Source organism: Streptomyces sp. NBC_00237, assembly GCF_026342435.1.
Lineage (GTDB): Bacteria > Actinomycetota > Actinomycetes > Streptomycetales > Streptomycetaceae > Streptomyces.
Genome location: NZ_JAPEMT010000002.1, coordinates 484,704 through 510,372, shown reverse-complemented (window position 1 = coordinate 510,372; position 25,669 = coordinate 484,704). Strand labels below are relative to the sequence as shown.

Annotated in this window: 28 protein-coding genes; 18 read left to right on the top strand and 10 right to left on the bottom strand. The window is 70.3% G+C overall.

What is annotated here, in order from left to right:
• Positions 1–37 precede the first annotated feature (37 nt).
• Positions 38–1,492 carry an MFS transporter gene (locus tag OG897_RS16595; RefSeq protein ID WP_266657544.1) on the bottom strand — a complete coding sequence of 485 codons (1,455 nt, stop codon included), beginning with the start codon at positions 1,490–1,492 and terminating at the stop codon, positions 38–40.
• A 93-nt stretch (positions 1,493–1,585) separates the two neighbouring features.
• On the opposite strand from OG897_RS16595, the gene OG897_RS16590 reads away from it, so the two are divergent.
• From OG897_RS16590 to OG897_RS16540, 11 genes are all read left to right on the top strand, one after another.
• Positions 1,586–1,981, top strand: a complete 396-nt coding sequence (locus OG897_RS16590; RefSeq protein ID WP_266660233.1) for a gas vesicle protein — start codon at positions 1,586–1,588, stop codon at positions 1,979–1,981.
• A 57-nt stretch (positions 1,982–2,038) separates the two neighbouring features.
• A complete protein-coding gene (locus OG897_RS16585; protein ID WP_266657542.1) occupies positions 2,039–2,455 on the top strand; it encodes a gas vesicle structural protein GvpA in 417 nt (138 codons plus the stop codon).
• Positions 2,452–3,168, top strand: a complete 717-nt coding sequence (locus tag OG897_RS16580) for a GvpL/GvpF family gas vesicle protein (protein ID WP_266657540.1) — start codon at positions 2,452–2,454, stop codon at positions 3,166–3,168. The genes OG897_RS16585 and OG897_RS16580 overlap by 4 nt, the downstream gene beginning before the upstream one ends.
• 3 nt (positions 3,169–3,171) lie before the next feature.
• Positions 3,172–3,417, top strand: a complete 246-nt coding sequence (locus OG897_RS16575) for a gas vesicle protein GvpG (protein ID WP_266657538.1) — start codon at positions 3,172–3,174, stop codon at positions 3,415–3,417.
• Entirely contained in the window at positions 3,414–4,145 is a 732-nt protein-coding gene (locus OG897_RS16570) for a DNA primase (protein ID WP_266657536.1), read from the top strand. Before OG897_RS16575 ends, OG897_RS16570 begins: the two co-directional genes overlap by 4 nt.
• Positions 4,138–5,400 carry an SRPBCC family protein gene (locus OG897_RS16565; RefSeq protein WP_266657534.1) on the top strand — a complete coding sequence of 421 codons (1,263 nt, stop codon included), beginning with the start codon at positions 4,138–4,140 and terminating at the stop codon, positions 5,398–5,400. The genes OG897_RS16570 and OG897_RS16565 overlap by 8 nt, the downstream gene beginning before the upstream one ends.
• Positions 5,397–5,747 carry a gas vesicle protein gene (locus OG897_RS16560; RefSeq protein WP_266657532.1) on the top strand — a complete coding sequence of 117 codons (351 nt, stop codon included), beginning with the start codon at positions 5,397–5,399 and terminating at the stop codon, positions 5,745–5,747. The genes OG897_RS16565 and OG897_RS16560 overlap by 4 nt, the downstream gene beginning before the upstream one ends.
• Positions 5,744–6,790 carry a GvpL/GvpF family gas vesicle protein gene (locus tag OG897_RS16555; RefSeq protein ID WP_323188080.1) on the top strand — a complete coding sequence of 349 codons (1,047 nt, stop codon included), beginning with the start codon at positions 5,744–5,746 and terminating at the stop codon, positions 6,788–6,790. The genes OG897_RS16560 and OG897_RS16555 overlap by 4 nt, the downstream gene beginning before the upstream one ends.
• A 23-nt stretch (positions 6,791–6,813) precedes the next feature.
• On the top strand, positions 6,814–7,002 hold the full coding sequence (locus OG897_RS16550; protein WP_266660230.1) for a gas vesicle protein: 189 nt from the start codon (positions 6,814–6,816) through the stop codon (positions 7,000–7,002).
• A 259-nt stretch (positions 7,003–7,261) separates the two neighbouring features.
• Positions 7,262–7,525 (top strand): gas vesicle protein K, encoded by a 264-nt coding sequence (locus OG897_RS16545; RefSeq protein ID WP_266660228.1) that lies wholly within the window; start codon positions 7,262–7,264, stop codon positions 7,523–7,525.
• Between the two features lie 96 nt (positions 7,526–7,621).
• Positions 7,622–8,566, top strand: a complete 945-nt coding sequence (locus OG897_RS16540) for a cation diffusion facilitator family transporter (protein WP_266660226.1) — start codon at positions 7,622–7,624, stop codon at positions 8,564–8,566.
• Positions 8,567–8,572: 6 nt separating this feature from the next.
• Here OG897_RS16540 and OG897_RS16535 read toward each other — a convergent pair whose 3' ends face one another.
• Positions 8,573–10,096 carry a bifunctional phosphatase PAP2/diacylglycerol kinase family protein gene (locus OG897_RS16535; protein WP_266657530.1) on the bottom strand — a complete coding sequence of 508 codons (1,524 nt, stop codon included), beginning with the start codon at positions 10,094–10,096 and terminating at the stop codon, positions 8,573–8,575.
• 306 nt (positions 10,097–10,402) lie between these two features.
• Between OG897_RS16535 and OG897_RS16530 the strand changes: the two genes are divergently transcribed.
• The 3 genes from OG897_RS16530 to OG897_RS16520 all read left to right on the top strand — a co-directional run bounded on the left by OG897_RS16530 (position 10,403) and on the right by OG897_RS16520 (position 11,908).
• Complete coding sequence (locus OG897_RS16530; RefSeq protein WP_266657528.1) at positions 10,403–10,585, top strand: hypothetical protein; 183 nt, start codon at positions 10,403–10,405, stop codon at positions 10,583–10,585.
• 1 nt (position 10,586) lies between these two features.
• A complete protein-coding gene (locus tag OG897_RS16525) occupies positions 10,587–10,847 on the top strand; it encodes a DUF4235 domain-containing protein (protein WP_266657526.1) in 261 nt (86 codons plus the stop codon).
• A 221-nt stretch (positions 10,848–11,068) separates the two neighbouring features.
• On the top strand, positions 11,069–11,908 hold the full coding sequence (locus tag OG897_RS16520; protein WP_266657524.1) for a SigB/SigF/SigG family RNA polymerase sigma factor: 840 nt from the start codon (positions 11,069–11,071) through the stop codon (positions 11,906–11,908).
• Positions 11,909–12,022: 114 nt separating this feature from the next.
• Here the strand turns inward: OG897_RS16520 and OG897_RS16515 are convergent, their stop codons facing one another.
• From OG897_RS16515 to OG897_RS16490, 6 genes are all read right to left on the bottom strand, one after another.
• A complete protein-coding gene (locus OG897_RS16515) occupies positions 12,023–12,586 on the bottom strand; it encodes a hypothetical protein (protein ID WP_266657522.1) in 564 nt (187 codons plus the stop codon).
• Between the two features lie 10 nt (positions 12,587–12,596).
• The gene (locus tag OG897_RS16510; RefSeq protein WP_266657520.1) at positions 12,597–13,037 is read right to left on the bottom strand and encodes a hypothetical protein; all 441 of its coding nucleotides are present in this window, start codon (positions 13,035–13,037) and stop codon (positions 12,597–12,599) included.
• A 47-nt stretch (positions 13,038–13,084) separates the two neighbouring features.
• Positions 13,085–13,864: a hypothetical protein gene (locus tag OG897_RS16505; RefSeq protein ID WP_266657518.1), complete on the bottom strand. Its 780-nt coding sequence runs from the start codon at positions 13,862–13,864 to the stop codon at positions 13,085–13,087.
• A gap of 73 nt (positions 13,865–13,937) precedes the next feature.
• Complete coding sequence (locus OG897_RS16500; RefSeq protein WP_266657516.1) at positions 13,938–14,564, bottom strand: hypothetical protein; 627 nt, start codon at positions 14,562–14,564, stop codon at positions 13,938–13,940.
• A gap of 54 nt (positions 14,565–14,618) precedes the next feature.
• Positions 14,619–16,172: a hypothetical protein gene (locus OG897_RS16495; RefSeq protein ID WP_266657514.1), complete on the bottom strand. Its 1,554-nt coding sequence runs from the start codon at positions 16,170–16,172 to the stop codon at positions 14,619–14,621.
• A gap of 128 nt (positions 16,173–16,300) precedes the next feature.
• Positions 16,301–17,800, bottom strand: coding sequence for an aminotransferase class V-fold PLP-dependent enzyme (locus OG897_RS16490; RefSeq protein WP_266657512.1), 1,500 nt, complete (start codon positions 17,798–17,800; stop codon positions 16,301–16,303).
• Positions 17,801–18,778: 978 nt separating this feature from the next.
• Here OG897_RS16490 and OG897_RS16485 point away from each other — a divergent pair.
• The gene (locus OG897_RS16485) at positions 18,779–20,035 is read left to right on the top strand and encodes an aminotransferase class I/II-fold pyridoxal phosphate-dependent enzyme (RefSeq protein ID WP_266657511.1); all 1,257 of its coding nucleotides are present in this window, start codon (positions 18,779–18,781) and stop codon (positions 20,033–20,035) included.
• 67 nt (positions 20,036–20,102) lie between these two features.
• Positions 20,103–21,164 carry an MBL fold metallo-hydrolase gene (locus tag OG897_RS16480; RefSeq protein ID WP_266657510.1) on the top strand — a complete coding sequence of 354 codons (1,062 nt, stop codon included), beginning with the start codon at positions 20,103–20,105 and terminating at the stop codon, positions 21,162–21,164.
• 47 nt (positions 21,165–21,211) lie between these two features.
• Here OG897_RS16480 and OG897_RS16475 read toward each other — a convergent pair whose 3' ends face one another.
• On the bottom strand, positions 21,212–21,766 hold the full coding sequence (locus tag OG897_RS16475) for a DedA family protein (RefSeq protein ID WP_266660224.1): 555 nt from the start codon (positions 21,764–21,766) through the stop codon (positions 21,212–21,214).
• Positions 21,767–21,879: 113 nt separating this feature from the next.
• Positions 21,880–22,653, bottom strand: coding sequence for an MBL fold metallo-hydrolase (locus tag OG897_RS16470; RefSeq protein WP_266657509.1), 774 nt, complete (start codon positions 22,651–22,653; stop codon positions 21,880–21,882).
• 296 nt (positions 22,654–22,949) lie between these two features.
• Here OG897_RS16470 and OG897_RS16465 point away from each other — a divergent pair, with 296 nt between their 5' ends.
• Both OG897_RS16465 and OG897_RS16460 read left to right on the top strand, forming a co-directional pair.
• Positions 22,950–23,378, top strand: a complete 429-nt coding sequence (locus OG897_RS16465) for a hypothetical protein (RefSeq protein WP_266660222.1) — start codon at positions 22,950–22,952, stop codon at positions 23,376–23,378.
• Between the two features lie 125 nt (positions 23,379–23,503).
• Positions 23,504–25,654: an alkaline phosphatase family protein gene (locus OG897_RS16460; RefSeq protein ID WP_266660220.1), complete on the top strand. Its 2,151-nt coding sequence runs from the start codon at positions 23,504–23,506 to the stop codon at positions 25,652–25,654.
• The last annotated feature ends 15 nt before the right edge of the window (positions 25,655–25,669 follow it).

Sequence of the window (25,669 nt, the reverse complement as noted above, 5' to 3'; positions counted from 1 at the left end):
CCCGCTGTCCGCGAGAGCCCCGCCGCCCGCGCGAGCCCTACCGCACCGCGCTCAGGGGTTGGGCGATGGATTCGAGGGACCTGCGTTCGGACTTCACGCCGAGGAGGGCTTCCACGATCCCCGCGCCCACCATCAGCGCCGCCCCGATGCAGAAGGCGAGCGTCGTGTCGCCCGGCTTTCCGCTGCTCACCAGGCCGTTGAAGAGGATCGGGCCGGTGACCCCGCCGAGCGCCGTGCCCACCGCGTAGAAGAAGGAGATCGACATCGCCCGGGTCTCCAGCGGGAAGACCTCACTCACCGTCAGATACGCCGAACTCGCCCCCGCCGAGGCGAAGAAGAGCACCACGCACCAGCACGCGGTCATCGTCGTCGCGGTCAGCGCCCCGTTCTGGAAGAGCATCGCCGTACCGAAGAGCAGCACCCCCGAGAGCACGTACGTGCCCGCGATCATCGGGACCCGCCCCACCGAGTCGAAGAAGTGCCCCAGGACCAGCGGCCCGAGCAGGTTCCCCACGCAGATCACCGCGAAGTAGTACGCCGCCGAGCCCGTTCCCACCCCGAAGAACTTCTCCAGGATGATCGCGTACCCGAAGGTGATCGAGTTGTAGAGGAACGCCTGTCCGACGAAGAGCGAGAGCCCGAGGATCGCCCGGTTGCGGTACTGCGAGAAGACGGTCCGGATTATCTCCGAGAAGCCGATCGATCCGCGCTGGCGGACCGTGATCTCCTCGTCCGGCACCGGCAGCGGCGTACCCGTCTCGTCCTGGACCTTCCGTTCCACCGCGCTGACGATCCGGTCGGCCTCCTCCTCCCGCCCGTGCACCATCAACCACCGCGGGCTCTCCGGCACATGACGCCGTACGAGCAGGATCACCAGCCCCAGCACCACACCGATCGCGAACGACAGCCGCCAGCCCACGTCCTTCGGGAACAGGTCCGTGTCCAGCAGGAGCACCGACGCCAGCGCGCCCAGTGCCGCGCCCGCCCAGAAGGTGCCGTTGATGATGAGGTCGATGCGGCCGCGCAGCCTGCTCGGAATGAGTTCGTCGATGGCCGAATTGATCGCCGCGTATTCGCCGCCGATTCCGAGCCCGGTGATGAACCGGCACACGAAGAAGTACCAGGCGGAGCCCGAAAGCGCGGTCGCCGCCGTGGCGGCGAGATAGACCGCCAGCGTGATCAGGAAGAGTTTCTTGCGGCCGAAGAGATCGGTGAGTCGGCCGAAGACCAGTGCGCCCACACAGGCGCCCGCCACGTACAGGGCGGCCGCGGTCGTCGTTACCTGTGTGGTGGTGATGGCGATGCCGCTGCCTTCTTCGGCGAGCCGCACGACGATATTGCCGACGATGGTCACTTCCAGGCCATCGAGGATCCACACCGTGCCGAGGCCGATGATGATCCTCCAGTGCCAGGGAGACCACGGGAGGCGGTCCAGCCGCGCCGGAATGCGCGTGCGGACCTCAGGGAACGCTCCGCTGTCTGTTGTTGTCATGGCGCGACGGGTACCCCGCCCCGAATCGAACAACGCTCCCCTTCCGAGGGTTTGCGCCAGACGTGGGCGGTTACCCGCTCCTCCGAGGCAGCCATGGCAAATACATCAGAGAACACTCCGAAGAAAACACCAGCCAAGGCCGACGAAGAACGGCGCGAAGAAAAACACGAAGAGCGCACGGGGCAGAGCGAGAAGCCGACCGAGAAGCCGGCCGAGCGGCCCCGGCAGAAAAAGCCGGGTCCTATGCGAGTCCTGCGCGCGGCACGCGAGCAGATTTCGGAACTCACCGGAATGCCCGCCGAATCCGTGTCCTCCTTCGAACAGATCGAGGACGGCTGGGTGTTGCGCGTGGAGGTGCTCGAACTGGAGCGCGTCCCCGACACCATGAGCCTGCTCGCTTCGTACGAGGTCCAGCTGGACCCCGACGGCGAGCTCACCGGATATCGCCGCGTCGGCCGTTACGAGCGTGGCCGGGCCGACAAGAAGTAGCCCGGCCCGCGCATCCCCACGGATGCGCTTCCCAACAGATGAAGGAGACCGGTCGACATGACCGTTGTTCCGGCACAGCAAGGTGGAGGCGGCGGAACCAGCGGCCTCTACGACGTCCTTGAACTCGTCCTCGACAGGGGGCTCGTCATCGACGCATTCGTCCGCGTGTCCCTGGTGGGCATCGAGATCCTGAAGATCGACATTCGTGTCGTGGTGGCCAGTGTCGACACCTATCTGCGCTTCGCCGAGGCGTGCAACCGCCTCGACCTGGAGACCGGCGCCAAGAAGCCGTCCGGTCTCACCGACATCACCGGCGACATGATGGAGAAGGGCGCTTCCGGCAAGACCAAGGGGGCCCTGTCCGGTGCCGCGGAGACCATCTCCGGTGCCTTCCAGCAGGCGCGCGAGGAGAGCACCCAGTCGAAGCCGCGGGCCCGGCGCACCACGACGCGCCGGAAGGAGGAGCAGGAATGAGCACGTACGTCTACGGAATCACCCGTGCCGCGCATCCCGCGCTCCCCGAGCAGATGGGCGGCGTCGGCGACCCGCCGCAGCCCGTCTACGCGATCAAGACCGGTGAACTGACCGCCCTGGTCAGCGAAGCGCCGGAGAACCTGCGGCCCAAGCGCCGCGACCTCCTCGCGCACCAGAGCGTGCTGTCCGAGGCGGGCGCGCAGGGCGCCGTACTGCCGATGCGGTTCGGCAGCGTCTCGGCCGACGACGAGACGGTCAGGACCGTCCTCGCCGAGCGCGAGAAGCACTACCTGGAACGGCTCGACGCCCTGGAGGGCAAGGTCGAGTACAACGTCAAGGCCACCCACGACGAGGAGGCCGTGCTCCACCAGGTGCTCGCCACCGACTCCGAGCTGCGCACCCTCAACGAGGCCAACAGGGCTGCGGGTGGCGGCACTTACGAGCAGAAGCTGGCGCTGGGCGAGCGTGTCGTGGCCGCCGTGCAGCAGCGCGAGAAGGCCGACGGTCTGCTCGTACGCCAGTCGCTCGAAGGCGCGGCGGTCGACACCAGCCCCGGACCGGAGTCCACCGGCTGGCTGGCCAACGTGTCCTTCCTCGTCGAACGCGACGCCTCCGCCGAGTTCACCGAGGCCGTCGACGCCCTCCAGCGGGAGGCCCCGCACCTGGTGCTCCAGGTCAACGGCCCGCTGCCCCCGTACAGCTTCGTGGAGTAGCCCATGGGGCTCCTGGGAGAGCTGCTCCTGCTTCCGCTGGCCCCCGTGCGCGGCACCGGATGGGTGCTGCGGCAGGTGGTCGCGGAGGCGGAGAAGCAGTACTACGACCCGGCGGCCATCCAGGCCGAACTCCGCGCCCTTGAGGAGCGCCTTGAGGCGGGGGAGATCGAGGAGGCCGAATTCGACCGGCTGGAGGACGCGCTCCTCGACCGGCTGGAGCAGAAGCAGAAGGGGATGCAAGGACGATGAACAACAGGCTCGGACTGGGGCTCGCCGTAGGTGCGGGCTATCTGCTGGGGCGGACGAAGAAGCTCAAGTTCGCCTTCGCCGTCGGCACGTTCGTCGCGGGCAAGAAGCTGCAGCTGAGCCCGAAGGCGCTGATGGAATTCGCGTCGTCGCAGTTGCAGAACAACCCGCAGTTCAAGGAGATCGGCGACCAGCTCCGTGAGGACATGCGCGGCGTCGGCAAGGCCGCCACCGGAGCGATCATCAACCGCCAACTCAGCGGACTCGCCGACAAGTTGCACGACCGCACGCTCGACGTGCAGGACCGGGCCGCAGGGCTCGTTCCCGACATCACCAGCCTGAAGGGCGACAAGAGGAAGGGCCAGGACGAGGAGGAGTACGACGACGAGGACGCGAGCGAGTCCGAGGAGCGCGAGCGCGACGAACCGCGCCGCCGGGCCCGCCCCCGCAAGCAGTCCTCCTCCTCTTCCTCCTCCTCTTCCTCTTCGTCCTCTTCTTCGTCCCGTACGGGCAAGAAGACGAACGGCGGCGCGCGTTCGGCCGGGCAGGGCGGCGGGCAGGGCGCGGCCAAGAAGACCGCCTCTTCCTCCAGCGCCAAGAAGGCGACCGACGGTACGGCGAAGAAGTCCACCGGCGCCGCCCGCAAGACGGCGTCCGGAGCGACCGGTGCCGCGAAGAAGACGGCAGCCCGTAGGACGAGCGCCGCGAAGGGGGGCCAGAACCGTGGCTGACCTGAAGGGCGCGGCCGACGCGCTGAAGCCGGACACCGAGATCACGGACCGCCTCAAGCAGGAGGCGCAGGCATACATGGCCGCCCAGGTCACCCGCATCCTCACCGGAGTGGGCCGCAAGCTGGGCGAGTCCACCGTCAAGCTCAACGACATCGCCGAAGGCAACAGTCCCGGCTTCGCCAAGCTGGCCCTGGACGGCGGCCGGAAGCTCGCCGAGGGCAAGGGCCCGATGCGGTCGGCGGTCGAACTGGGGGCGGGGCACTTGAAGGACAAGGCGAAGGACACGTTCTCCGGCCTGTTCGGCGGCAAGGGCAAGAGGAAGAAGGGCGGTGGCGGCGGCAAGCCCGTCATCATCCTGGAGACGATCGACGTCGGCGTGCCCGTACGGGTCGCGTACGACCAGTGGACCCGCTACGAGGACTTCTCCACCTTCGCCAAGGGCGTCAAGAGCGCGACCACGGCGGACGACACCACTTCCGACTGGAAGCTCAAGGTCTTCTGGTCCAACCGGAGCTGGAAGGCGCACACCACCCAGCAGGTCCCCGACGCGCGGATCTCCTGGACGTCCGAGGGCGCCAAGGGCACCACCAAGGGCGTCGTCACCTTCCACCCGCTGGGCGACAACATCACCCGCGTGCTGCTGGTCATCGAGTACTACCCGAAGGGCCTGTTCGAGAAGACCGGCAACATCTGGCGCGCCCAGGGCCGCCGGGCCAGGCTCGACCTCAAGAACTACGCGCGGCACATCTCGATGAAGGGCGACATCGACGACGGATGGCGCGGCTCCATCGAGGACGGCGAGGTCGTCAAGACCCACGAGGACGCGCTCGCGGAGGAGGAAGAGGCCCGCGCCGAGGAGGAAGGCCGCGAAGAGGGTCACGAAGAGGACCACGAAGACGGCCACGAGGCTGCGGCAAGCGACTCCGAGGCAGATTCCGACTCCGATTCCGACGGCGACCGGCCCGAGGGCGAGTACGAGGAGGAAGAGGCCGAGGAGGGCGACGAGGAACGCGACCACGAGGCCGAGTACGACGAGGCGGACGAGGGCGACGACCACGACCCGGAGGCCGAGTACGACGAGGACGGCGCCGAGGAGGAGGGCGAGCCCGAGGCCGAGTACGAGGACGCGGAGGAAGAGGATCCGGAGGCGGAGTACGAGGACGCCGAACTGGTCGAGGACGAGGGAGACGACGAGGACGCCGACACGCGTAAGCAGCGCGAGTACGCCGACTCCGGGGACAGGGGCCGCCGATGAACACCGCCGCAAGACTGCCCGACCCGTACGGGTCGGGCGGCGGGGCCAACCTCGCCGACATCCTGGAACGGGTCCTGGACAAGGGCGTCGTCATCGCGGGAGACATCAAGATCAACCTCCTGGACATCGAGCTCCTCACCATCAAGCTCCGCCTGATCGTGGCCTCGGTCGACAAGGCCAAGGAGATGGGCATCGACTGGTGGGAGGACGACCCCTCGCTGTCCTCGGGAGCCAGGCGACGTGAGATGACCGAGGAGAACGAACGCCTCAAGCGCCGCATCGCCGATCTGGAAGCCGCCGCTCCGGAGCTTGAAAGGGCGAAGGACGGGCAAGCAGAACAGGCATGACAGACATGACAGACATGGCAGGCAACCCGAGCAGCCCCGGCTCGACCGATCCGTCCGGCCCGACCGGCCCGACGGATCCGTCCGGCTCGACCGGTCCCACCGGCCCGACCGATCCCACCGGCTCGACCGATCCCACCGGCCCGACCGGACGCGAAGGCCCCGACGAAGTGTTCCAGGACGCCTCCGGCCCCGCCGAGCTCCGATACGTCTACGCCGTGACCCGCCCCTTCGACGGGGCCCTCCCCGAGGAGGGCGGGCGCGGCCTCGACGGCGAACCGCCCCGGCTGCTGCACCACGAGGGACTGGTCGCCGTGGTCAGCCCGGTGCCCGCTGCGGACTTCGACGAGGCGCCGCTCAGGGCCCACCTCGAAGACCTCGACTGGCTGGCCGGTACCGCCCGCACCCACCAGGCCGTCGTCACCGCGCTGACCACCGTGGTCAGTCCGCTGCCGCTGCGCCTGGCGACGGTGTGCCGCGACGACGACGGGGTGCGGCGGCTCCTGGAGTCCGGCCGCGACCGTTTCGTACGGGCCCTGGACCTCCTCGACGGGCGCGTCGAATGGGGCGTGAAGGTGTACGCGGAAACCTCGCCCAAGCCCGCTCCTGCCGAGTCCGCACCGCCCCTCCGCGCCGACAGTCCGGGTGCCGGGCGCAGCTACCTCCAGCAGCGGCTCGCCCAGCGGCGCTCCCGCGAGACGGACTCCAGGAAGGCCGACGCGTTCTGCCGCACGGTGCACACGGAGCTCTCGCGGAGCGCCGAGCACGCGCTGCTGCACCGCCTCCAGGACGCCCGGCTCTCCGGCCGGAGCGGCCAGAACGTGCTCAACGCGGCCTATCTGGTGCCGCGCGGCAGCAGCGAGGCGTTCGTCGAGCAGGTGCGGGCCCTCACCCCCGAGGAGGGCGGGGGCGTACGGGTGGAACTGACCGGGCCCTGGGCCCCGTACTCCTTCGCGAACATCGGCGACGAGGACACCGCTCGGAGCCGGGACGAGAGCCGGGGCGAGAGCCAGGACCAGAGCCGAAAGGGGGAGGGCCGCCCATGAGCCACTACACCGACGACCACGACATCGACGCCCTCGCCCAGCGCGAGATCGCCCTCGTCGACCTGCTCGACCGGCTGCTCGCGGGCGGGGTGGTGCTCTCCGGGGACCTGACCCTGCGGATCGCGGACGTCGACCTCGTACGCATCGACCTCAACGCACTCATCAGCTCGGTCAGCGCGAACGTTCCGTCGCCCTTCGAGGACCTGAACTGACCCTTCGAGGACCTGAACTGACCCTTCGAGGACCTGAACCGACATGAAGAGGAAGGGAGTTGGCGTGAACGACGACCGCCTCGACCGCATCACCGAAACAGTCGACCGGATCACCGGTACACCCGGCACCACCACGAGCGCCGAGTTCGCCACCGCCGACCTGGACGAAGCGGTGGCCACCGGCAAGGCGGGCAACATCAGCCTCGGCTCCACCGGCACCGCCCCGGCGGCCACCGGCGACGAGGCCCGCCGCAAGCAGATCGAGCTGGACGCCGACACCGTCGAACGCGACCTGGCCAAGCTCGTCCTGACCGTCGTCGAGCTGCTCCGCCAGCTCATGGAGCGTCAGGCGCTGCGCCGGGTCGACACCGGCGAACTCACCGAGGAGCAGGAGGAGCGGATCGGCATGACGCTGATGCTGCTGGAGGACCGCATGGACATCCTGCGGGACAAGTTCGGCCTCGAACCCGAGGACCTGAACATCGACCTGGGGCCCCTCGGCCCTCTCCTCCCCCGGAACTGACCGCAGGTGAGCGACCACACGCCCGCGAACCACACGCCCGCGAAGAGGGAGTCCGGCGGCCCGCCCGCCGAAAGCCGTTCCGACCGCAAGACCCGCATCACGATCCTGGTGGCCCTCGCCGCCAACCTGCTCATCGCCGTGGCCAAGGCCGTCGGCGGCCTCATCGCCTCCTCGCCCGCCCTGCTGTCCGAGGCGGCGCACTCCGTCGCCGACAGCATCAACGAGGTCTTCCTGCTGGCCGCCCTGCGCCGCAGCCGCCGCCCCGCCGACCGTCAGCACCCCTTCGGCTACGGCAAGGAGCGCTACTTCTGGTCGCTGCTGGCCGCCGTCGGCATCTTCGTCCTCGGTGCGGGCTTCTCCTTCTTCCAGGGCGTCGAAGCCCTGATCGAACCGTCCGGGGCGGAGGCCACCAGCGGATACGTCGCCGGGCTCGTCGTCCTCGGTGTGGCCCTGGCCGCCGAGGGCGCCTCCCTGGTCCGTGCCCTGTGGCAGGTCCGCAAGCAGCCGGGCAAGGGCCTCGGCAAGGACCCGGCGCTGCGCACGGTCGTCGCCGAGGACTCCACCGCCGTCGTCGGCGTCCTCGTCGCGATGGCCGGGATGGTCGCGCACATGCTCACCGGGCAGATCGCGTACGAGGCCGCCGCCTCACTCACCATCGGACTGCTCCTGGTGTACGTGGCTCACCGGCTCGGCTCCGACGCCCGCGCCCAGCTCATCGGCGAGGCCGTCGACCCCGAACTTCGCGACGGCATCCGCGACCTCCTCGAAGAGCAGCCCGAGATCGACCGGGTGGCGGCGCTGCTCACCATGCGGCTCGGCCTGGAGTCGACCCTCGTGGCCGCCCGGGTCGATCTGATGCCCGGCCTCGACAGCGAGCGCGTCGAGCTGGTCTCCGAGCGCATCAAGTCACACATCCGGAAGACCTGGCCGGAGGCCGACCAGGTCTTCCTCGACGTGACGGAGGCCCCCACGGACGCGGACGCCGACGGCGAACTCGTCCCAGGAGAAGGGACCGGGCCCACAGAGCCGTCCGGCCGGTAGGCGGAACTACAGGGCCGTCTGCACCCGAGGCAGCGGCCGGTACACCGTGAGCGCCTCGTCCGCCTTGTCGACGACGAAGGAGGACGGGGCCTCAGCCACTTCCCCGTCGAACGCCAGCGGCGTCCCCGGCTCAAGACCCGCGATCCGTACCCGGCGCATCCGCCCCGCCGCGTGGAAGGGCGAGCGGCTCAGCGGTCCGGACAGCGCGGCCAGCATCAGCCGTAGCCCCGGTAGCCTCCCGCCGTGCACCACCCGCACGTCGAGCAGCCCGTCGGCGAGGTCGAAGCGGCGGCCCGGTGTCGGCCCCATCCGCTGGTACAGCCCGTTCCCGGCGAACAGCATCCACATCCCGCGCTTCTTCCCGCGCACCTCGGCCTGCAACGGCCGTTCCCTGCGCAGGACTTCGTACGCGGCGAGCACTCCGGCGGGCCAGCCGCCGATGCGCGGCGTCCAGTGCTCGCGGATGCGGACCATTTCCGGGTAGACGCCGAGGCTGAAGGTGTTGAGGAAGTACCCGGGGGAGCCGTCGGGGTCCGGCCCCGGCGTGAAGCGCCCCAGGTCCGCCTTCACCGCGTCGCCCGCCTCCACCGCCCGGCAGGTGTCCTGCACGGTCTCGATGTTCAGGTCGTACGCGAAGTGGTTGAGGGTGCCGCCGGGGAACACCGCGAGCGGGATCCCGGCCCGCGCGGCAGCCACCGCCGCGCGGTTCACGGTGCCGTCCCCGCCGCACACCCCGAGCGCCCGGCCGCTCTCCACGGCCTTGTCGAGCTCCGCGCACAGCTCGGGCGGATCGACCTCGCGGACCTCCGCCTCGGGCAGCGCGTCCCGTACGAGAGCGGCCTTGGCGGCGGCGCTGCCGGACGCCTTGTTGACCACGACCACCAGGCCCCGGCCCCCGGGCAGTTTGGGCGCGTCGGTGTGCGGACGGCCGGGCGAGGGCAGCTGGTCCCGGGTCGGCACGAGGCCCCGGACGGCGAAGGCGGCACCTACCCCCACCGCCGCGCCGACCAGTACGTCACTGGGGAAGTGCACCCCGGTGTACACCCGGGACAGCGCGACGGCGGCGGCCACGGGAGCCACCGCCGCCCCCCACCCCTTCGACTCCAGGGCGACCCCGGCCGCGAACGCGGCGGCCGACGCGGAGTGCCCGGACGGGAAGGAGGTGGTGACCGGCTGCCGCTTCAACTGCCGTATCACCGGTACGGAATCGAGCACCGGCCTGATCCGGCGCACGGAGCGCTTGCCGACCGTGTTGACGGTCGCGGAGGCCAGCGCCAGCGACGCCACTCCCCGGACCGCGGCGCGGCGGGCCCGCGTACTGCCGCCGAACGCGGCGATACCGGCGGCCGCGCCGAACCACAGCAGCCCGTGATTGGCGCTGCGGCTCAGCCGGGGCAGCACCCGGTCGGCACCGGGCCAGTGCCGGGAGGCGACGGCACGGAAGACGGCGTGGTCCCGGGCGGTCAGCCAATCGGCGACACGGCCGGGAGCACGGAAGGAAAGGGAATCGTTCGCCATGGGGTCGGACATGGCACCCGGTTACCCTGATCAGCTCCTGCGAACCCGGGCCGAAGGTCTCAACCGGTGCCTGCGTACGCGCCGGATGCGGGCCGAGGGGTTTGGGTCGCCCCGCGCGGGGGACTCGAACGGCGGCCGCAAGGCCACTGGGATAGGGATGGGCTCCGGGCGCGGAACCCGCAACCGTCAGGGACGGCGTTTGCGGGGGCCGCGCCCGGAGTGGGTTCCGGCGGCCACGACCGTGCCGCGTTTAGCCCCCGTGGGCAGGGTCACTCGCAGTCCACAGGCCCGTACCCATTCCCACGGAAGGACGGGGCCATGGCACTACTGGCAGTGCTGCTGCCCGTATTCATGCTCGGAGTGATACTCGCGCTCGGGGCCTACGAAGACGTACTGCTCCCCCCGCCCGTCGCGGGCCCGGAGCGCCAACCCACACCCCTGGAGCCCCTGGACGCGATGTCGGGACTGGACGCGATTCCGGGACAGGGGAGGAAGGTCTGACATGGGCAAGGTGTTCTACAAGCCGCTGGGAATGATCTTCGGTATGGCGGGCGGCATGCTCGCCGGACTCGCCTTCCGCAAGACCTGGAAGGTGGTCACCGGCGAGGACGACGCCCCCGACGGCCTCGACCGGGACCGCCGCTGGCGCGAGATCCTGCCCGCCGTCGCCCTCGAAGGAGCGATCTTCGCCGTCGTACGTACGTCGGTGGAGCGCGGCGGCGCCACGGCCGTGCGCAAGCTCACCGGGTACTGGCCGGGCTGAGCGCCGGGCAGGGTTGTGCCGCGCGTCACACATCCCACCGGCAGCCGTTTGCCACGAAGGGGCCGGGGCAGGCGAACACCGTGCTTCGGACCGGAGGCACGTCCGTGGGAGCGGTGGACCGCGCTCCGGGCGGTCGGCCCGGATTCCCGGGCCCGGCTCTCCCCTCCCCACGGTGACACCCATCCGTCTGCACCGTGACAGAGGTTCCAGGGAGCGATCCGATGCGCACTCAGACTCCGCGCACCCCACCGCACACACAGCCGCGCACTCCACCGCGCACCCAGTCGCGCCGGCATCCGCACGACGACGCACCCGACACCGACGCGGCGTTCCGCCGCCTCGCCGGACTGCCGGAAGGCCGTGAGCGGGACCTGATCCGCCAGGAGATCGTCAACGCGTGGCTGCCGATGGCAGACCGGTTGGCGGGCCGGTTCCGCAACCGGGGCGAGTCGATCGAGGACCTGCGACAAGTGGCCGCCCTCGGGCTGGTCAAGGCCGTCGACCGGTACGACCCGGACCACGGCGCGGTGTTCGAGTCCTTCGCCGTTCCGACCATCAACGGCGAGATCAAGCGGCACTTCCGCGACCACATGTGGACCCTGCACGTGCCGCGTCGCGTCCAGGACCTGCGCAACCGGGTCCGCAGCGCACACCAGGAACTCGCCCAGACGATGGTGGGCCGCTCTCCGACGGTCGCCGAGATCGCCGCCCAGGCAGGGATGACCGAGGCCGAGGCGCACTCCGGTCTCGAAGCGCTCGACTCCTTCACCGCGCTGTCCCTGGACGCCGAACTCCCCGGCAGCGAGGACGGATACTCCCTGGTGGACGCCATCGGCGACGTCGACCCCGCACTCGACGTGATCGTCGACCGCGAGGCCGTCAAGCCCGGACTGCGGCGGCTTCCGGAGCGCGAGAAGAAGATCCTCTACATGCGCTTCTTCCGCGACATGACGCAGAGCAGCATCGCCGAGGACCTCGGCCTCTCCCAGATGCACGTGTCCCGGCTGATCACCCGGTGCTGCACCCAACTGCGGGCACAGGCGCTGAAGGAAGCCGCCTGACCCCGCCCCGTCTACCCGGTGGGTGCGCGCGGCCCGTGCCGCGCGCACCCACCGTTTCACGTGGAACCGTCCACGTGGAACCGTCCACGTGGAACGGTCCACGCGGAACCAGAATCAGACCGCGAGCACCCGCAGTGAGGGGTGGTCGTAGGTGTTCAGGTACAGCTTCTCCTTGGTGCCGTCCATCTCCAGCTCCACCACCAGCCGGTAGTTGTAGATCCCCGGCTTCGCGGTGCTCAGGATGGTGCCCGCCCAGTAGTAGTAGACCGGGGTGAACTTGTCGCGCATCTTGTCCGGGCCGCCGTAGATCTTCAGCTCGGTCAGGATCTTCTTCTCCGCCACGTCCTCCTCGTCACCGATCTCGGTGTCCAGGACGACGATGTTGTTGATCTTCGGCATCGGCGGCCAGGTGCCGTTCGGCCGCTTCTCCATGTCGATCGGCCGGATGATCCAGTTGATGACCTGGCCCTGCTTACAGACGGTCTCCAGGTGCCGGGTGCCCTGACCGGTGCCGCCCACGCTGTTGTCCATCATGTAGATGGCGTTCTCCAGGGACTTCTCCCGGATGGCCCGCTCCATGTTGACGATCGTGACGATGTTCAGCTGGACGGAGTTCAGCTGGCCGGGGTTCTGCTTCTCCTGCTCCTGCACGCTGGTGCTGCGCGTCGTGGTGCTCAACGTTCCTCCTCTAGCCGAACAGGAAAGACGACTGGTGGCTGGTGACGGGCTCGGTCCGGGTGCCGACCCGGTACCTGATCTTGTAAGGGACCGGCTCGCCCGGCACCGTCTTCACGGTCGCCGTCCAGTACGAGACGTCCGTTCCGGGGTAGACCTTGCGCACCGGTTCGGCCACCGACGGGTCGATCTCGATGCCGTCGATGGCGACGTACGCCTCGCACTCCAGGGCCAGCGGCGACCAGACCAGCGTGTCGCCCGTCCGTACCTTGGTGCGCAGGGACTCGGTGCCGAACCCGGTCGATCCGCCGGTCCGGTTGGTGTCGTACATGTACACGTGGCCGTCGGTGCTCAGGGACGCCAGCACGCCCACGATGTCCACGACCGCGCTGATGGCGATCGGTCGTTGGTTGATGGCGCGCGGTGCGGACCGCGGCTTCGCCTTGGTGGTCATCTGCTCCTCCTCGTCCGTCTGTTGTCGATGGGGGTGGTGCGCACGCGCTAGGAGACGGGCAGGAAGCCCAGGCCCGCGCCGGTGAAGGCGTTCCGCTTGGGTTCCGAGGTGATCCTCAGGTAGGACTCGCAGGTCAGGTTGACCGGCTCCCAGAGCATCTCGACGCCCTGCTCGACGAGCTTGTGGAGCTGGATCTTCATCGTGTAGGCGTACGTGCCGGGGCGGGAGGTGTCGACGGTCGCCGACCAGTACCAGCCGTCGGTGACCATGTCGGGGGAGCCGTACTCCGCCGGGTACATGATCTTCTCGTCCACGGCCTCGCCGTAGATGTCGGTGATCACCGGGGCCGGATAGCTGACCGCGGCGGTCGAGTCCGCGGCCACCACCTTTCCGGTGATGTCCAGGACCTTCGTGTCGGCGGGGCCTCGGGTGCGCCGGGTGTTCTTGACCTTGGTGCCGACGTTCCGCTGGATCTGGGCCAGTTGCGCCGAGGCGTCCGCGCCCTGGGTGCCCTGCTGGACGATCGTCTGGAGGTCGGCCAGCGCCTGCTGGTCGGTCTGCCGGGCCCGGTCGGCCTGGTAGCCCTTGGGGACCGACGGCGGGATGGAACCCAGGCTGTACGGCAGCCAGTTGAGCACCTGCTCGCTGGCCTGCGAGCCGTCGCTCCAGTACGAGCCGTTGATCGCGGTGACCAGCCCGCCGGTGCCCTCGCCCTGGGAACCCTGGAGCTTCATGTTGTCGAACAGATAGGTGTTGTCCTGAAGGGACTTGGCCTCCAGTGCGTTGGCCACGTCCACGAGCACGATGATCGCTAACTGCTGGGGCATGAGCCCGCCTTCCTCGACTGATCCGTTCCTGTGGTGTGCGCGGATTCCCTGGTGCTCGCGCGGTGTGCGGCCGTCACGGACGCGGGGTTGCGGCCACCAGCGCGGCCGACTCGACCGTCAGGGTGCTCCGCGGGCCCTCGTACATCTGGAGCTCCAGCCGGTACCTGAGGGGGGTGCCCGGTGTCACGTGGAACGGGACCACGCCCGACCAGACGGCGAGTTCCAGGTTCTCGTACGTCTCCTTGTGGCCGTTGGACTGGTGGTGCGCGGCCCCGCCGGTCTGGTGGTGCACGGCCCCGCCGTGGTCCGGCCGGTCCTGGGCCAGCCCCCGCGGCGGCGGGCCGCCGCCGGGCGTGCGCGGTTCCTGGAGACCCAGGACCTGCCCCGGCGCCTGGTGCTGCTGGCCGTGCGGACGGTGTGCGGCGGCGCCGCTCCGGTGGGCCCCGTTGTCCTGGCCGATGAAGGTGACGCTCTTGATCTCCACCGGGGTCTGGAGGTCCACGGCCAGCGCGGTCCACTGGACCGCCTGGCCGGGGCTGACGACGGTCTCCAGCTGCGTCGTGCCCTGGCCCCTGCTGTCGTGCTCGCTGTCGTCGATCAGGCAGAGGTTTCCGTTGCCCAGCGTGCCGTCAGAGAGCGCGCCGATCACATCCACCACGGCGACGATGTTGACCTTTTTTTGCCCTGCCGCTGTTGTCACTGGTGCCACTCCTGTCGCGTGCTTTCGGGAGTTTTCCTTCTCCGTCGGGTCTGCCTAGCCGCGGTCGCGGACCAGGGGGACCTTTCCGACGTCTGTGCGCTCGATCTCGGCCGACATCCGGTGCACGAACTTGATCTGGAACTGGTAGCCGGTCTTCTCGATCGAGGCGGGATTCGCCTCCCCGTGGTTGAACAGCGAAAGGGACCGGGGGAGGGAGTTCAGGAAGGTCCGCTGGACGCCGTAGGGGCCCAGCGCCGTGTCCAGGCTGTAGGTCAGCCCGGGGACGTCGTCCACCGAGGCGACGAGCACGAGGGTCTTGCCCTCGCGGTAGTTCACGAACTGCACCTCGTGCGCCGCCACGTCCAGGTCCACCGAGGTGTTCGCCCGCAGCTCGTCGCGCAGCGACTCGTACGCCTTGGCCGCCGAGTACTGGCTGTCGTTGAGATGCAGTACGTCGCCGGTCCGGCCCGCGAACTCGAACTGCTGGGTCTTCAGACCCGGACCGTCGATCCGGGGCCGCCGGATCATCCGGTCGCCCAGCTTGAGGCGCAGCAGCGGCGTCTCGTGGGCGTGCAGCCGGGTGACGACGAGCTCGCCCTCCTCGCCCTCGGCCACCCACCGGCCGTCCTGGTCGACGATCTCGATGAAGTGCAGGCCGGGCACGGAAGCCAAGTACGGAGATTCTTCCGTGAGTTGGAGACCGATGGTCTCCGCCTGGGTGGCCGCGAAGTAGCTGAGGATGGACAGGTTCGGGTACATCGCCCGCAGCTCCACCCGCTTGCGCTGGGCCAGTACCCCGCTGCCGTACAGCGCGACCCGGAAGCTCTCCTTCGCCTCCTGGCTCATGCCCGCGCCGAGGTCGCTGAGGATCGCGATGCCCGCGGTGATGCCCATCAGGGCCTTGGGACCTGGATAGGAGAACATGTGCTCAAGCACCGGGGCGGTGACCGGGCCCGCGCCGATGTAGTTGATGCCCGGCACGTGGCTGAGCACGCCGCCGACCATGGTGCCGCTGCTCCACATCTGGTAGTCGGCGAGGGTCGTCATCAGCCACTTGGGGCCGACCCCGGGCAGGTACTTGCCCAGTTGGTGGGTCCCCATGAAGTCACCGGCGATGCGGTAGGTGTCCTCCAGCTCCCGCAGTGAGTAGACCACTTCGAGCGGGCGCCCGCCGCTGGTGCCGCCGCTGGCCACCACCTCGAACCCGCCGTGGTGCAGTGGCACCACCATGCCGGGGCGCTCCTCCATGAAGAAGTCGCGCTGCACGTCCTTGTCGGAGAGCGGGACGGACTGCCAGTTCTTGTACGAGTCGGGCGCCTCGGTGATGCCCGCCCCGGCGAGCCGCTCGCGCCACAGCGGGTTCAGGCGGGAGACGTTCACCAGTTGCTGGAGTCGGCGCAGTACCAGTGCGTCCTGCACGGTGTGCGGCAGTTCGCCGTACGGGGCCTGGCAGGCGTGGGCGCATTCCACGAGCTTGCCCGCGAAGGTGGGCAGTGCCCGTACGGCTCCGACCGACTGGGGATTCCACTCCCAGTCCGGAATCAGTCGCATCGCCAGTGCGGTGGCCTCGTCGGTCGATATCCGAGGCAGCGGAGAGACAGTAGTCATGCAGAGATCCCTTGCTCGAACGGTGTGCGGTGTACGGGCGACGGTGCGGCTGGGTGGACGGCCGACGGTGCGGCCGGGTGTGTGACCGGGTGTACGGCCGACGGTGCGGCCGGTGGTGCGTGCCCCGGTCAGCCGTGGAGCAGCTCTTCGCCGGTCTTCCGGATCTCTCCCAGGAGCATCCGGAAGTGCTCGACGGTGATCTGGTGGTTCATCATCACGACGCGCAGCGCGGCCACTCCGTCGATGTTGACCTTGGAGATGAAGAAGTTCCCCTGGCGCTTGATCCGGTTGCGGATCGCGACCTGGAGCCGGTGGGTCTCGTCGGCCCTGATCAGGTCGGAGGGCCGGTAGCGGAAGCACAGGATGTTCGACTCGGGTTGGTGCAGGGCGTCGAAGTCGGGCTCCTGCTCGACGACGCGGTGGGCGTCCGAGGTCAGCTGGCAGAGGTAGTCGATCTTCTCCGCGAACAGCGCCCGGCCGAACACCGACCACAGCGTCCACAACGGCATGATCATGGGCCGTTTGGTGCACTCGAAGTTCTTGGCGCCGCTGTCCAGGTCGGTGTAGATGTCCGGCTCCTCGTCGAACACGTAGCTCGCCTGTTGCCGGAAGGCGCCGAGGCCCTTCTCCTGGTTCCGGTAGAAGAGCAACGTGCAGGGCGCGGGGACGAACATCATCTTGTGTGCGTCCCAGGCCAGCGAGTCCGCCTTCTCGATGCCCTTGAGCTTGGCGCGGTGCTTGTCGGACACCAGCAGGCTCGCCCCGTGGGCGCCGTCCACATGCAGCCAGATGTCCTTGCGCCGGGCCAGGTCGGCGAGCTCGTCCAGGGGGTCGAACGCGCCGAGCGAGGTGCTGCCCGCAGAGGCGACCAGGCAGAACACCTTCAGCTTGCGGCGTTCGGCGGCCTCTAGTACGTGCGGCGCCTGGTCCATGCAGATCTGTTTGGCGTCGTTCAGCGGCAGCCGGATCAGCTGGTCCTCGCCGATGCCGAGCACCCCGGCCGCCCGGGAGACGCTGTAGTGCACGTCCGCGCCGACCGCGATGGCCGGGCGCGGCCGGCCCGCCAGCGCGGCCGAGCCCTCGGCCCAGTACTCCGGGTACTTGTCGTTGCGTGCGGCCAGTAGTGCGGTCAGGTTCGCCAGCGAGCCGCCGGAGGTGGTGATCATGGAGAATCGCTCGGGCTCGAAGCCGATGAACCTGTTGAGCTCTTCCGCCATCAACTGCTCTGCCACATTGGGGAGTTGAGCGGCCTCGTAGAAGGACGACGGTTGATTCACGACGGAGCTGACGAAGTCGACCACGCCGGACAGCGGGACCACGCCGGAGAACTGCCGGCCCATGTAGCCGGGCGAGTGCACGGGGATTCCGGTCCGTATGTAGAGGTCGAGGATCGATCCGAGACGCTCTTCGTCGAAGGGGGCGATGCGGTCGCTCTCCGGGACCATCAGCTGCTTCGCAGCCTCGGTGAGCACGGCTGGCCTGATCATTTCGAGACCCCTGATCGAGAGGTCCGACAGGTGCTTTTCCAGCCTGCTGAGGGCGGATTCAGAGTTTTCCCGGAATGCCTGAGGGTCGAACGCTTCGAGCAGTAAACCGGCGTCGGGATCTTGCGGCCGGGACTGCGTCATGGCGGCCTCCTTCATGAAAGGGCTGAATGCCTGTGGGATCTGGTTCCGGGCAGGGGAGACCGCATCCCGGAAGACATGGAGAAGCGAATGGGCGGACGGTTCAGCTATTTCGCACAGGGGAGTCCGAATAGCCGTTCCGGGGCCGCGAGGAATTACCGCGAGGCGTGTTGGATGCTGCCCGCGAGCAGTCTGTTTCGGACCGTGCGCGGGATACTGAAAAGCTCTCCTGGGCGCTGGGCCGCGTACCGAGGCGCACGGGAATGCTCACCTCGCGCCTGGCGCGCACCGGTCGCTCGAAGGCCCGCCCAGGGGCTGGGGGCGATGCCTGAACGCGGATGTCCTGCCTGGTGACCGGGGGCCTTGTGGGCTTGTCCCGGCCGACCGCCGACGGCGTCACATCGTCGGCGCGAGCGTCCGTGTCCCCTTGCGAAGTGCTGCCGTCTACCAGTGACTGCCCCCCTCGGACACACCTGGTCCACTGCGACGAAAAGAAACTGCGCGCTCACTCGGCTTCTCCCCAGTAACCGGACGAGGCGCGGATCGCACTCGATTTCGTGCGACCTGCTACGCAATGTTGTCGCTCTCTTACAGAACTGACAATAGGTCCTGGGGTTCCATATCGCCGAGATGCATGTGCAGATGTCCGAAAAGGGTGCGTGGCGTTGGTCTGCACCTACCTTCGGTACGTGCCGGAGTCACAGGTCAGGCACCCCTTCGAGGACTGTCGAATTGTGCCTTTCCAGCCGTACGGGTGTCTGTTTCCGGTGGCTGTCGGGGAGGGGTTCTCGGCCGAACGGCGCAAAGTCGTATGCGGTCCGGGCAGGGGACCCGACAGTCATCAGGACTGGCGAATGGACCACGGGTGAAGCGGGTGTGACGTACGGGAGGCGGACTGCCGCATAGCTACGTATAAAGGGCGAAGGGGTCAGGGCGGATGTCCTGGCGATGTGATCCCGGCACCCGGCGGAGGTTTCAGGCATGCAGCGGACGGCTCCCGAGGACCCCGCGCGCGCCGACCGGGGGCGGGTGCGCCACGGTCCCCCCGCCCCTGACCCCGGCCTTCCCGTCCTGCCGGAACTCGCCGCCGTCCTGGCCGCCGCCGCGGATCGCACGGTGTGCGAGCCGCCGGGCGGCGGCGCGGCCCTGCGCACCGCCGCGGCCGGGCACCTGCGGCGGCGAGGCATCGGCGTCGACGCGGACGGCGTGGTCGCCGCCCCCGGCGGGCCGACCCTGCTGTTCGCCCTGCTGGCCGCCGCCGACGGTGACGTGCTGCTGCCCCGGCCCTGCCCCGCCTGGTGGGCCCCGCAGGTACGGCTGCTGGCCGGGGACAGGTCGGCGTTCCACGTGCCCACACCGGCCGAGTGCGGCGGCGCCCCCGACCCGTACGCACTCCTGGAGACGGTGGGGCGGGTGCGGGCGGAGGGCGGGAATCCCCGGCTCCTGCTCCTCTGCGTGCCCGACGACCCGACCGGGACCCTCGCCCCGCCCGAGACGGTCCGGGCCGTCTGCGAGGTCGCGCTCGCCGAGGGGCTCACGGTGATCAGCGACGAGACCTGGCGCGACACCGTGCACCGGCCCCGCGAGACGGTCTTCTTCAGCCCCGCCGAGATGTTCCCCGACCACGTCGTCGTCCTCGGCGACCTCGCGGGCGCGCTCACCCCCACCACGTGGCCGGTCGCCGTCGCCCGGCTGCCCGCCACCGAGGCGGGCGCGGCCCTGCGCGCCCGCGTCCTCGACGTCCTCGCCGCACTGGGCGCGACCGTCCCGGCACCGTTCGCCGAGGCCGCCGCGTACGCACTGCACGACCCACAACCCGTCGTCGCCCGCGCCGCGTCGGCCGCCGCACTGAACGCACGGGTGCAGGGCGCGGTGCACGCGGCGGTGCTCGCCGCCGGGGCCTTCGCCAGGCCCCCGGTGGCCGGGCGGCACCTCTACGCGGACCTCGGCCCGCTGCGCGAAGGTCTCGCCGAGCGCGGCGTCACCGACTCCATGGAGCTGGAGGAGTACCTCACCACCCGTCTGAACACCCCCGTCCCCGGCGGCCACCGCTTCGGCGACCCGCTGGGCGCCCTGCGCGTACGCCTGTCCACCGCGCCCCTGCTGGGAGCAACCCCCGGCCGGCGGACGGAGTCCCTGACGGCACGGGACCCGCTTGAACTGCCGCATCTGGAGCAAGCGTTGAACCACCTGGGGGAGGCCCTCGCCGAACTGGGCCGCACCCGCCGCACGCCATGAGCCAGGTGTCCCGCGTGATGCCGATGTGCGGGCTGCACAGCTGTACGCCACCGAACGGAGCCTCTCGATGACGGAACAGACCGAACTCACCGACCCTCCGGAACGTTCCACGGGCCGCGCCTTCGGCGGCCTGGTGGAACGCCCCCGCCCGACCGCACCGGCCCCCCTCACCCGCGCCGTCGGCGAGGTCCGCACCGCCCCCTGGCCGCGCACCTTCGCCGACCGTCTCACCGCCCCGCTCCCGGGGGTCAGGGCGCTCGCCAGGCTGGCCCGCGAGGGGGCCATCCGGCCGGGGCGGGAGGGGCTGCGCGACATCGCACGGCTGCCGTTCGAACCCGGCCCGCTGCCGGTCGTCGACGCCTCGACCGTGGCCGTCACCTGGGCGGGGCACGCCAGCTGGGTGGTGCGCATCGGAGGGCTCACCGTGCTCACCGACCCGGTGTGGTCGCGGAAGATCCTCGGCACGCCCGCCCGGGTCACGCCCGTGGGAGTGCGGTGGGAGGACCTGCCGCAGATCGACGCCGTCGTCATCAGCCACAACCACTACGACCATCTGGACGCCCCCACCCTCAAGAGGCTGCCGCGCGAGACCCCGCTCTTCGTCCCGGCGGGTGTGGCGCGGTGGTGCCGTCGGCGGGGGTTCGCCCGGGTGACGGAGCTCGACTGGTGGGAGGGGGCCGAACTCGGCGGCGTACGCATGGACTTCGTGCCGGCCCACCACTGGAGCAAGCGCTCCCTGACGGACACGTGCAGGACGCTGTGGGGCGGGTGGGTGCTGAGTGACGCGTACGGCCAGAGCGTGTACTTCGCGGGGGACACCGGGTACGGGCACTGGTTCCGGGAGATCGGGGAGCGGCACCCCGGGCTGGACCTGGCCCTGCTGCCCATCGGGGCCTACCACCCGAGGTGGTGGCTCCAGGACGTGCACATGGATCCGGAGGAGGCGGTGCGGGCCTGTGGGGAGGTGGGGGCGAGGCGGATGGCCCCCATGCACTGGGGGACCTTCATCCTCTCGGCGGAACCGGTTCTGGAGCCGCTGATCCGGGTGCGTGAGGCGTGGGCCGCTTCGGGGCGCCCCCGCGAAGATCTCTGGGACCTGGGGGTGGGGGCCTCCCGGGTCCTCTCGTGACCTCGGCCCGGGGAGGGGTTGCTGCCGGGGCCTCCGCCCCCGCGCCCCTAGGGGGCCCTTCGTACGCGGCGCCACAGTGGTGGCACTGCGCTGACCAGCAGCGTTACGGCGATCGCTGCTGCCACGCCCTCCCAGGGCCGCGCGAAGAGCGTTCCGCCGAGCACCCCGATCAGCTGGTACGCCGCCGCCCACGCCAGACACGCCGGGACGTCCCCCCGCGCGAATCGCCCGATCGGCATCTTCGCCAGCAGACACGCGAGCATCACCGGAATCCGCCCCGCAGGCACCAGGCGCGACAGCGTCAGTACCTTCGACCTGTGCTCCTCCAGCTTCCGCTGGGCCTGCTCCAGGCGCTGGTCCGGTGCCCGCTTGCGCAGCGCGTCCAGCCACTTCGACCCGTGCTCGGAGCGGACCCCGCGCACCCCCAGCCAGTACAGCGCCAGGTCCCCGGTGAAAGCCGCTGCCGCCGCCACCAGAAAGACCACCACCAGCGACAGCGCCGGAACGCTCTGGTGCAGCGCGACCACCGCCGCCGTACTCACCAGCGCCCCCGTCGGCACCACCGGCACCAGTGCCCCCAGTACCACCAGGGCGAACAGCATCGGATAGCCGACCGCCTGCTGCGTCGCCTCCGCCGGAACCCTCACGTCCACTGCCTGCACCGTCACTGCCTGCACCGTGTCGAACACCCACTGCGCGGCCACCCGTCTGCCGCTCACGCGGGGCCCTCCGTCCGCACGCTCTCGCCGTGCTCCAGCCTGTGCACCGCCACCTTCGGCGCGAGCGCGGCGGCCTTCCGTACGAACTCCTGGCCCGGAGCGTGGAACTCGTGCGGCCGCACCCCGTCCAACCCGATCGGCCAGTAGGTGCCGTAATGCACCGGCACCGCGTGCCGGGGGCCCAACTCGGCCAGCGCCTGCGCCGCCCGGCCCGCGTCCAGGTGGCCGAGGCCCAGGTTCGGGCCCCAGCCGCCGACCGGAAGCAGGGCCGTGTCGATCGGGCCGACCTCCTGTGCCATCGCCTCGTACAGGCCCGTGTCCCCGGCGAAGTAGGTCGCGGACGCCCCCTCGACGACGTACCCCAGCGCGGGGCAGCGGTGCGGTCCGATCGGCATCCTGCGCCCGTCGTGCTCGGCGTGCACCGCCCGTACGGTCAGCGGGCCGACCCGGACGGTCTCGCCCGGCGACACCTCCGCCGTGCGGAACCTGCGCAGGCCCTGCACCTGGCGCACCGCGCCGCGCGGCACGACGACGAGCGTGCCGGGAGCCAGCCGGGCCAGGGAGGGGAGGTGCAGGTGGTCGGAGTGGAGGTGGGAGACGAGTACGGCGTCGGCGCGGGCCGCGTCGGCGGTCGGGAGCGCGCCCCTGCGCCGCCGCAGGTGCGCGAAGCGCCGTACGAACAGCGGGTCCGTGAGCACCCTCACCCCGGAGTCCTCGACCGTGCAGGTGGCATGGCCCCACCAGGTGATGACGGTTCCCGCACTGTTCACCGTGGCACCCACTCCTTCCGCGACGTCCGAGACATCCGAGACGTCCGATCCACCCTACGGCGCTCCCGAAGGCGCACCGCGCCACCCGTGCGCGCCTCCTCGTGCCGGTGCGATCGGAGTAGGGTCGGCGGCGACAGCGGCGAAGGGGACGGGTCATGGGCGAGTCGCGCACGCACCACGGACAGGCGGACACGGCCGCGCCACCCGTCGCGACAGATGCCCGCATCGACGTGCCGTCCGCCGTGGCAGATGCCGGATCCGACGTGCCGTCCGTCGCGGAAGATGCCGGATTCGACCTGCCGTCCGTCGCGGAAGATGCCCACGTCGACGTCCGCGTCGCGGTCATCGCCAGCCTCACCCCCCTCGAAGAGCTCGACCGCGACCCCTTCCTCGTCGACACCCGCAGCCAGCACGCCATGTGCGCCCGCTGGGCCGCCGACAAGGGGTACGTCGTCACCCGCCAGTTCGTCCTGCACGGCCTGCGCCCCGACCACCGGGCCCTGTGGGACGACGTCGACGCCGGACACGTCGACTTCTTCGTCACCGCCAACGAACGCGTCCTCGACCGTGCCGTCAGCTCCGTCGTCGGCTTCTTCGCCGAGTGCGAGCGGCGCGGCGTCCGGCTGGAGACCGCCGCTCTCGACGAGCCCGTCTACAGCGCGGCCATGAAGGCCGAAGTGCACCGCAGGCTCTCCATGCCGACCGCCGGATATGACGGCTGCTGAACTCCTTGCGGGTGTTGTGTCCCGATCTGTAGGGGTTACGTCCGAACCGCCCCGCCCGCTGTGACAGGCTGGCCGGACACGGGGGTCCGGGACCCGAGGACACGAACAGAGGTGGGCACGGCGTGGTGGCCGAAGGGCGTTGGCGAACGATCGGCTGGCGGCGGGCGGGCGGCGCGCTCCTGCGCGTGACCACCGTCTGGGCGGTGTCCACCCTCACCATGCTGGCGCTCGCCGGGATCCTCCCCGAGTTCCAGCTCCAGGGCGACGACTCGGAGTCCCTCACCGACGTCGCCCTCACCGCGGCCTGGGCGGCCGGAGCCTTCGGCCTGCTGTCCGCGCTGGTGTGGCCTCTCGTGGTGCGTGCGCTCCTCCTCGTACCGGCACTGGTGCTGGGTCTCCTCGCCTTCTTCCTCAACGGCTCCCTGCTGCTCGTCGCGCTCAGCGTGCTGCCCGACGGGAGCGGCGAGGCCGATCCCGAGACCGCCGTGGTCGTCGCCGCCGTGATGTCCGCCGTCGCCTCCGCCACCTCCACCGCGCTCGCCGTCCGCGACGACGAGGCGTACCGGCGCAGGCTCTCCCGGCTCGCCCAGCGCCGTCGCGGCGGGAAGCGCGACGCCGGGCGGCACGGCATGCCAGGCACCGTCTTCCTCCAGCTCGACGGCCTCGGCCACGACACCCTGCGGCGCGCCCTCGACAAGGGGCTGATGCCCACGGTCGGCGGACTCCTGGAGGGGGACCCGCCCACCCACCGGCTCACCCCCTGGCGCACCGACTGGTCCAGCCAGACCGGGGCCAGCCAGCTCGGCATCCTGCACGGCACCAACCACGACGTGCCCGCCTTCCGCTGGTACGAGAAGGAGACCGGGCGCACCATGGTGTGCTCCAGCCCCGCCAGCACCGCCGAGCTCCAGAACCGGGCGATCGAACGCTCCGGCGACGGAGGGCTGCTGACCTACGACGGCGCCAGCCGGGGCAACCTCTTCTCCGGCGGCGCCGACCAGCTCGCCCTGGTCCTGTCCATCGCCGCCCGCCGGGGCCCCAGCAACCGCTCCCGAGCCGGGTACTTCGCGTACTTCTCCGACCCCGCCAACGCCGTCCGCACCGCCATGTCCTTCGTCACCGAAGTCGGCCGCGAGATGCACCAGTCGGTCGCCTCCCGGCTGCGCAAGGAGACCCCGCGCGTCGGACGCGGCGGCCTCTACCCCTTCATCCGGGCCTTCGCCACGGTCGTCCAGCGGGACGTCGTGGTCGCCGCCGTCATAGGGGACGTCCTCTCCGGCCGCACCGCCATCTACGCCGACCTCGTCTCGTACGACGAGGTCGCCCACCACTCCGGGCCGCGCAGCCGTGACGCCGACAAGATCCTCCGGCGTCTCGACCGCTCGGTCGCGCTGATCGCCAAGGTCGCCGAACACGCCCCGCGCGCGTACCGGATCGTCCTGCTCTCCGACCACGGCCAGAGCCCCGGCGAGACCTTCGAGGGGCGCTTCGGCCTCACCCTGCGCGACTACGTACGGGCCAGCTGCGGCCTGTCCGTCCCCCGCCGCGCCCAGCGCACCAGGAGCGGCGCCGAGGCCCGCGACGCCGTGCGCACGGTGCTGCACCGGCCCGTCGACCTCGCCGAAGCGGCACATTCCCACCCCGCCGGGTCCGACGCCTCCGACCCGATCGTGCTCGCCTCCGGCAACCTCGGCCTGATCAGCTTCCCCGACCTCCCCGGACGCGCGTCCCGCGAGGAGATCGACCGCCGTCACCCCGCCCTGCTGCGCATGCTCGCCGGACACCCCGGCGTCGGCTTCCTGCTCGTACGGAGCGAGGAGTACGGGGCCGTGGTGCTCGGCTCCGACGGCGCGGAGATCCCGCTGCCCGAACTGCGCGACGGCGAGGGCCCGCTGAAGCCCTTCGGCAGGGGCGCGGCCGACGCGATCCGCCGCACCGACACCTTCCCGCACACCGCCGACATCATGGTCAACTCCTCGTACGACCCGAAGACGGGCCGCGTGCACGCCTTCGAGGCGCAGATCGGCTCGCACGGCGGGCTCGGCGGCGAACAGACCCGCCCCTTCCTGCTGTGGCCGCTCGCTCTGTCCGAACCGGTCCCCGAAGACGTCGACCTCGTCGGCGCGGAAGCCGTTCACCAGGTACTTCGTCGCTGGCTGCGCGAATGCCAGGGCCCTCAGGTGCCGATCGGGGCCGCGCAGGAATCCCGGCCGGAAGAGGAAGCGGAAGGATGTTTTCCGGTCTCAAGCCGCGCCGTACAGGATGAAAAGGCGTGATTTTGCGCATGCTTC

Coding starts and splice junctions, on each gene's coding strand:
- OG897_RS16475 (WP_266660224.1), bottom strand. CDS start 21,766: ATGCTGTTCGCCCTGGTGGTACTGGGGGCACTGGTGCCGGTGGTGCCG.
- OG897_RS16590 (WP_266660233.1), top strand. CDS start 1,586: ATGGCAAATACATCAGAGAACACTCCGAAGAAAACACCAGCCAAGGCC.
- OG897_RS16485 (WP_266657511.1), top strand. CDS start 18,779: ATGCAGCGGACGGCTCCCGAGGACCCCGCGCGCGCCGACCGGGGGCGG.
- OG897_RS16495 (WP_266657514.1), bottom strand. CDS start 16,172: ATGACTACTGTCTCTCCGCTGCCTCGGATATCGACCGACGAGGCCACC.
- OG897_RS16510 (WP_266657520.1), bottom strand. CDS start 13,037: ATGACCACCAAGGCGAAGCCGCGGTCCGCACCGCGCGCCATCAACCAA.
- OG897_RS16595 (WP_266657544.1), bottom strand. CDS start 1,492: ATGACAACAACAGACAGCGGAGCGTTCCCTGAGGTCCGCACGCGCATT.
- OG897_RS16530 (WP_266657528.1), top strand. CDS start 10,403: ATGGCACTACTGGCAGTGCTGCTGCCCGTATTCATGCTCGGAGTGATA.
- OG897_RS16560 (WP_266657532.1), top strand. CDS start 5,397: ATGAACACCGCCGCAAGACTGCCCGACCCGTACGGGTCGGGCGGCGGG.
- OG897_RS16580 (WP_266657540.1), top strand. CDS start 2,452: ATGAGCACGTACGTCTACGGAATCACCCGTGCCGCGCATCCCGCGCTC.
- OG897_RS16585 (WP_266657542.1), top strand. CDS start 2,039: ATGACCGTTGTTCCGGCACAGCAAGGTGGAGGCGGCGGAACCAGCGGC.
- OG897_RS16575 (WP_266657538.1), top strand. CDS start 3,172: ATGGGGCTCCTGGGAGAGCTGCTCCTGCTTCCGCTGGCCCCCGTGCGC.
- OG897_RS16490 (WP_266657512.1), bottom strand. CDS start 17,800: ATGACGCAGTCCCGGCCGCAAGATCCCGACGCCGGTTTACTGCTCGAA.
- OG897_RS16505 (WP_266657518.1), bottom strand. CDS start 13,864: ATGCCCCAGCAGTTAGCGATCATCGTGCTCGTGGACGTGGCCAACGCA.
- OG897_RS16535 (WP_266657530.1), bottom strand. CDS start 10,096: ATGTCCGACCCCATGGCGAACGATTCCCTTTCCTTCCGTGCTCCCGGC.
- OG897_RS16570 (WP_266657536.1), top strand. CDS start 3,414: ATGAACAACAGGCTCGGACTGGGGCTCGCCGTAGGTGCGGGCTATCTG.
- OG897_RS16525 (WP_266657526.1), top strand. CDS start 10,587: ATGGGCAAGGTGTTCTACAAGCCGCTGGGAATGATCTTCGGTATGGCG.
- OG897_RS16520 (WP_266657524.1), top strand. CDS start 11,069: ATGCGCACTCAGACTCCGCGCACCCCACCGCACACACAGCCGCGCACT.
- OG897_RS16555 (WP_323188080.1), top strand. CDS start 5,744: ATGACAGACATGACAGACATGGCAGGCAACCCGAGCAGCCCCGGCTCG.
- OG897_RS16480 (WP_266657510.1), top strand. CDS start 20,103: ATGACGGAACAGACCGAACTCACCGACCCTCCGGAACGTTCCACGGGC.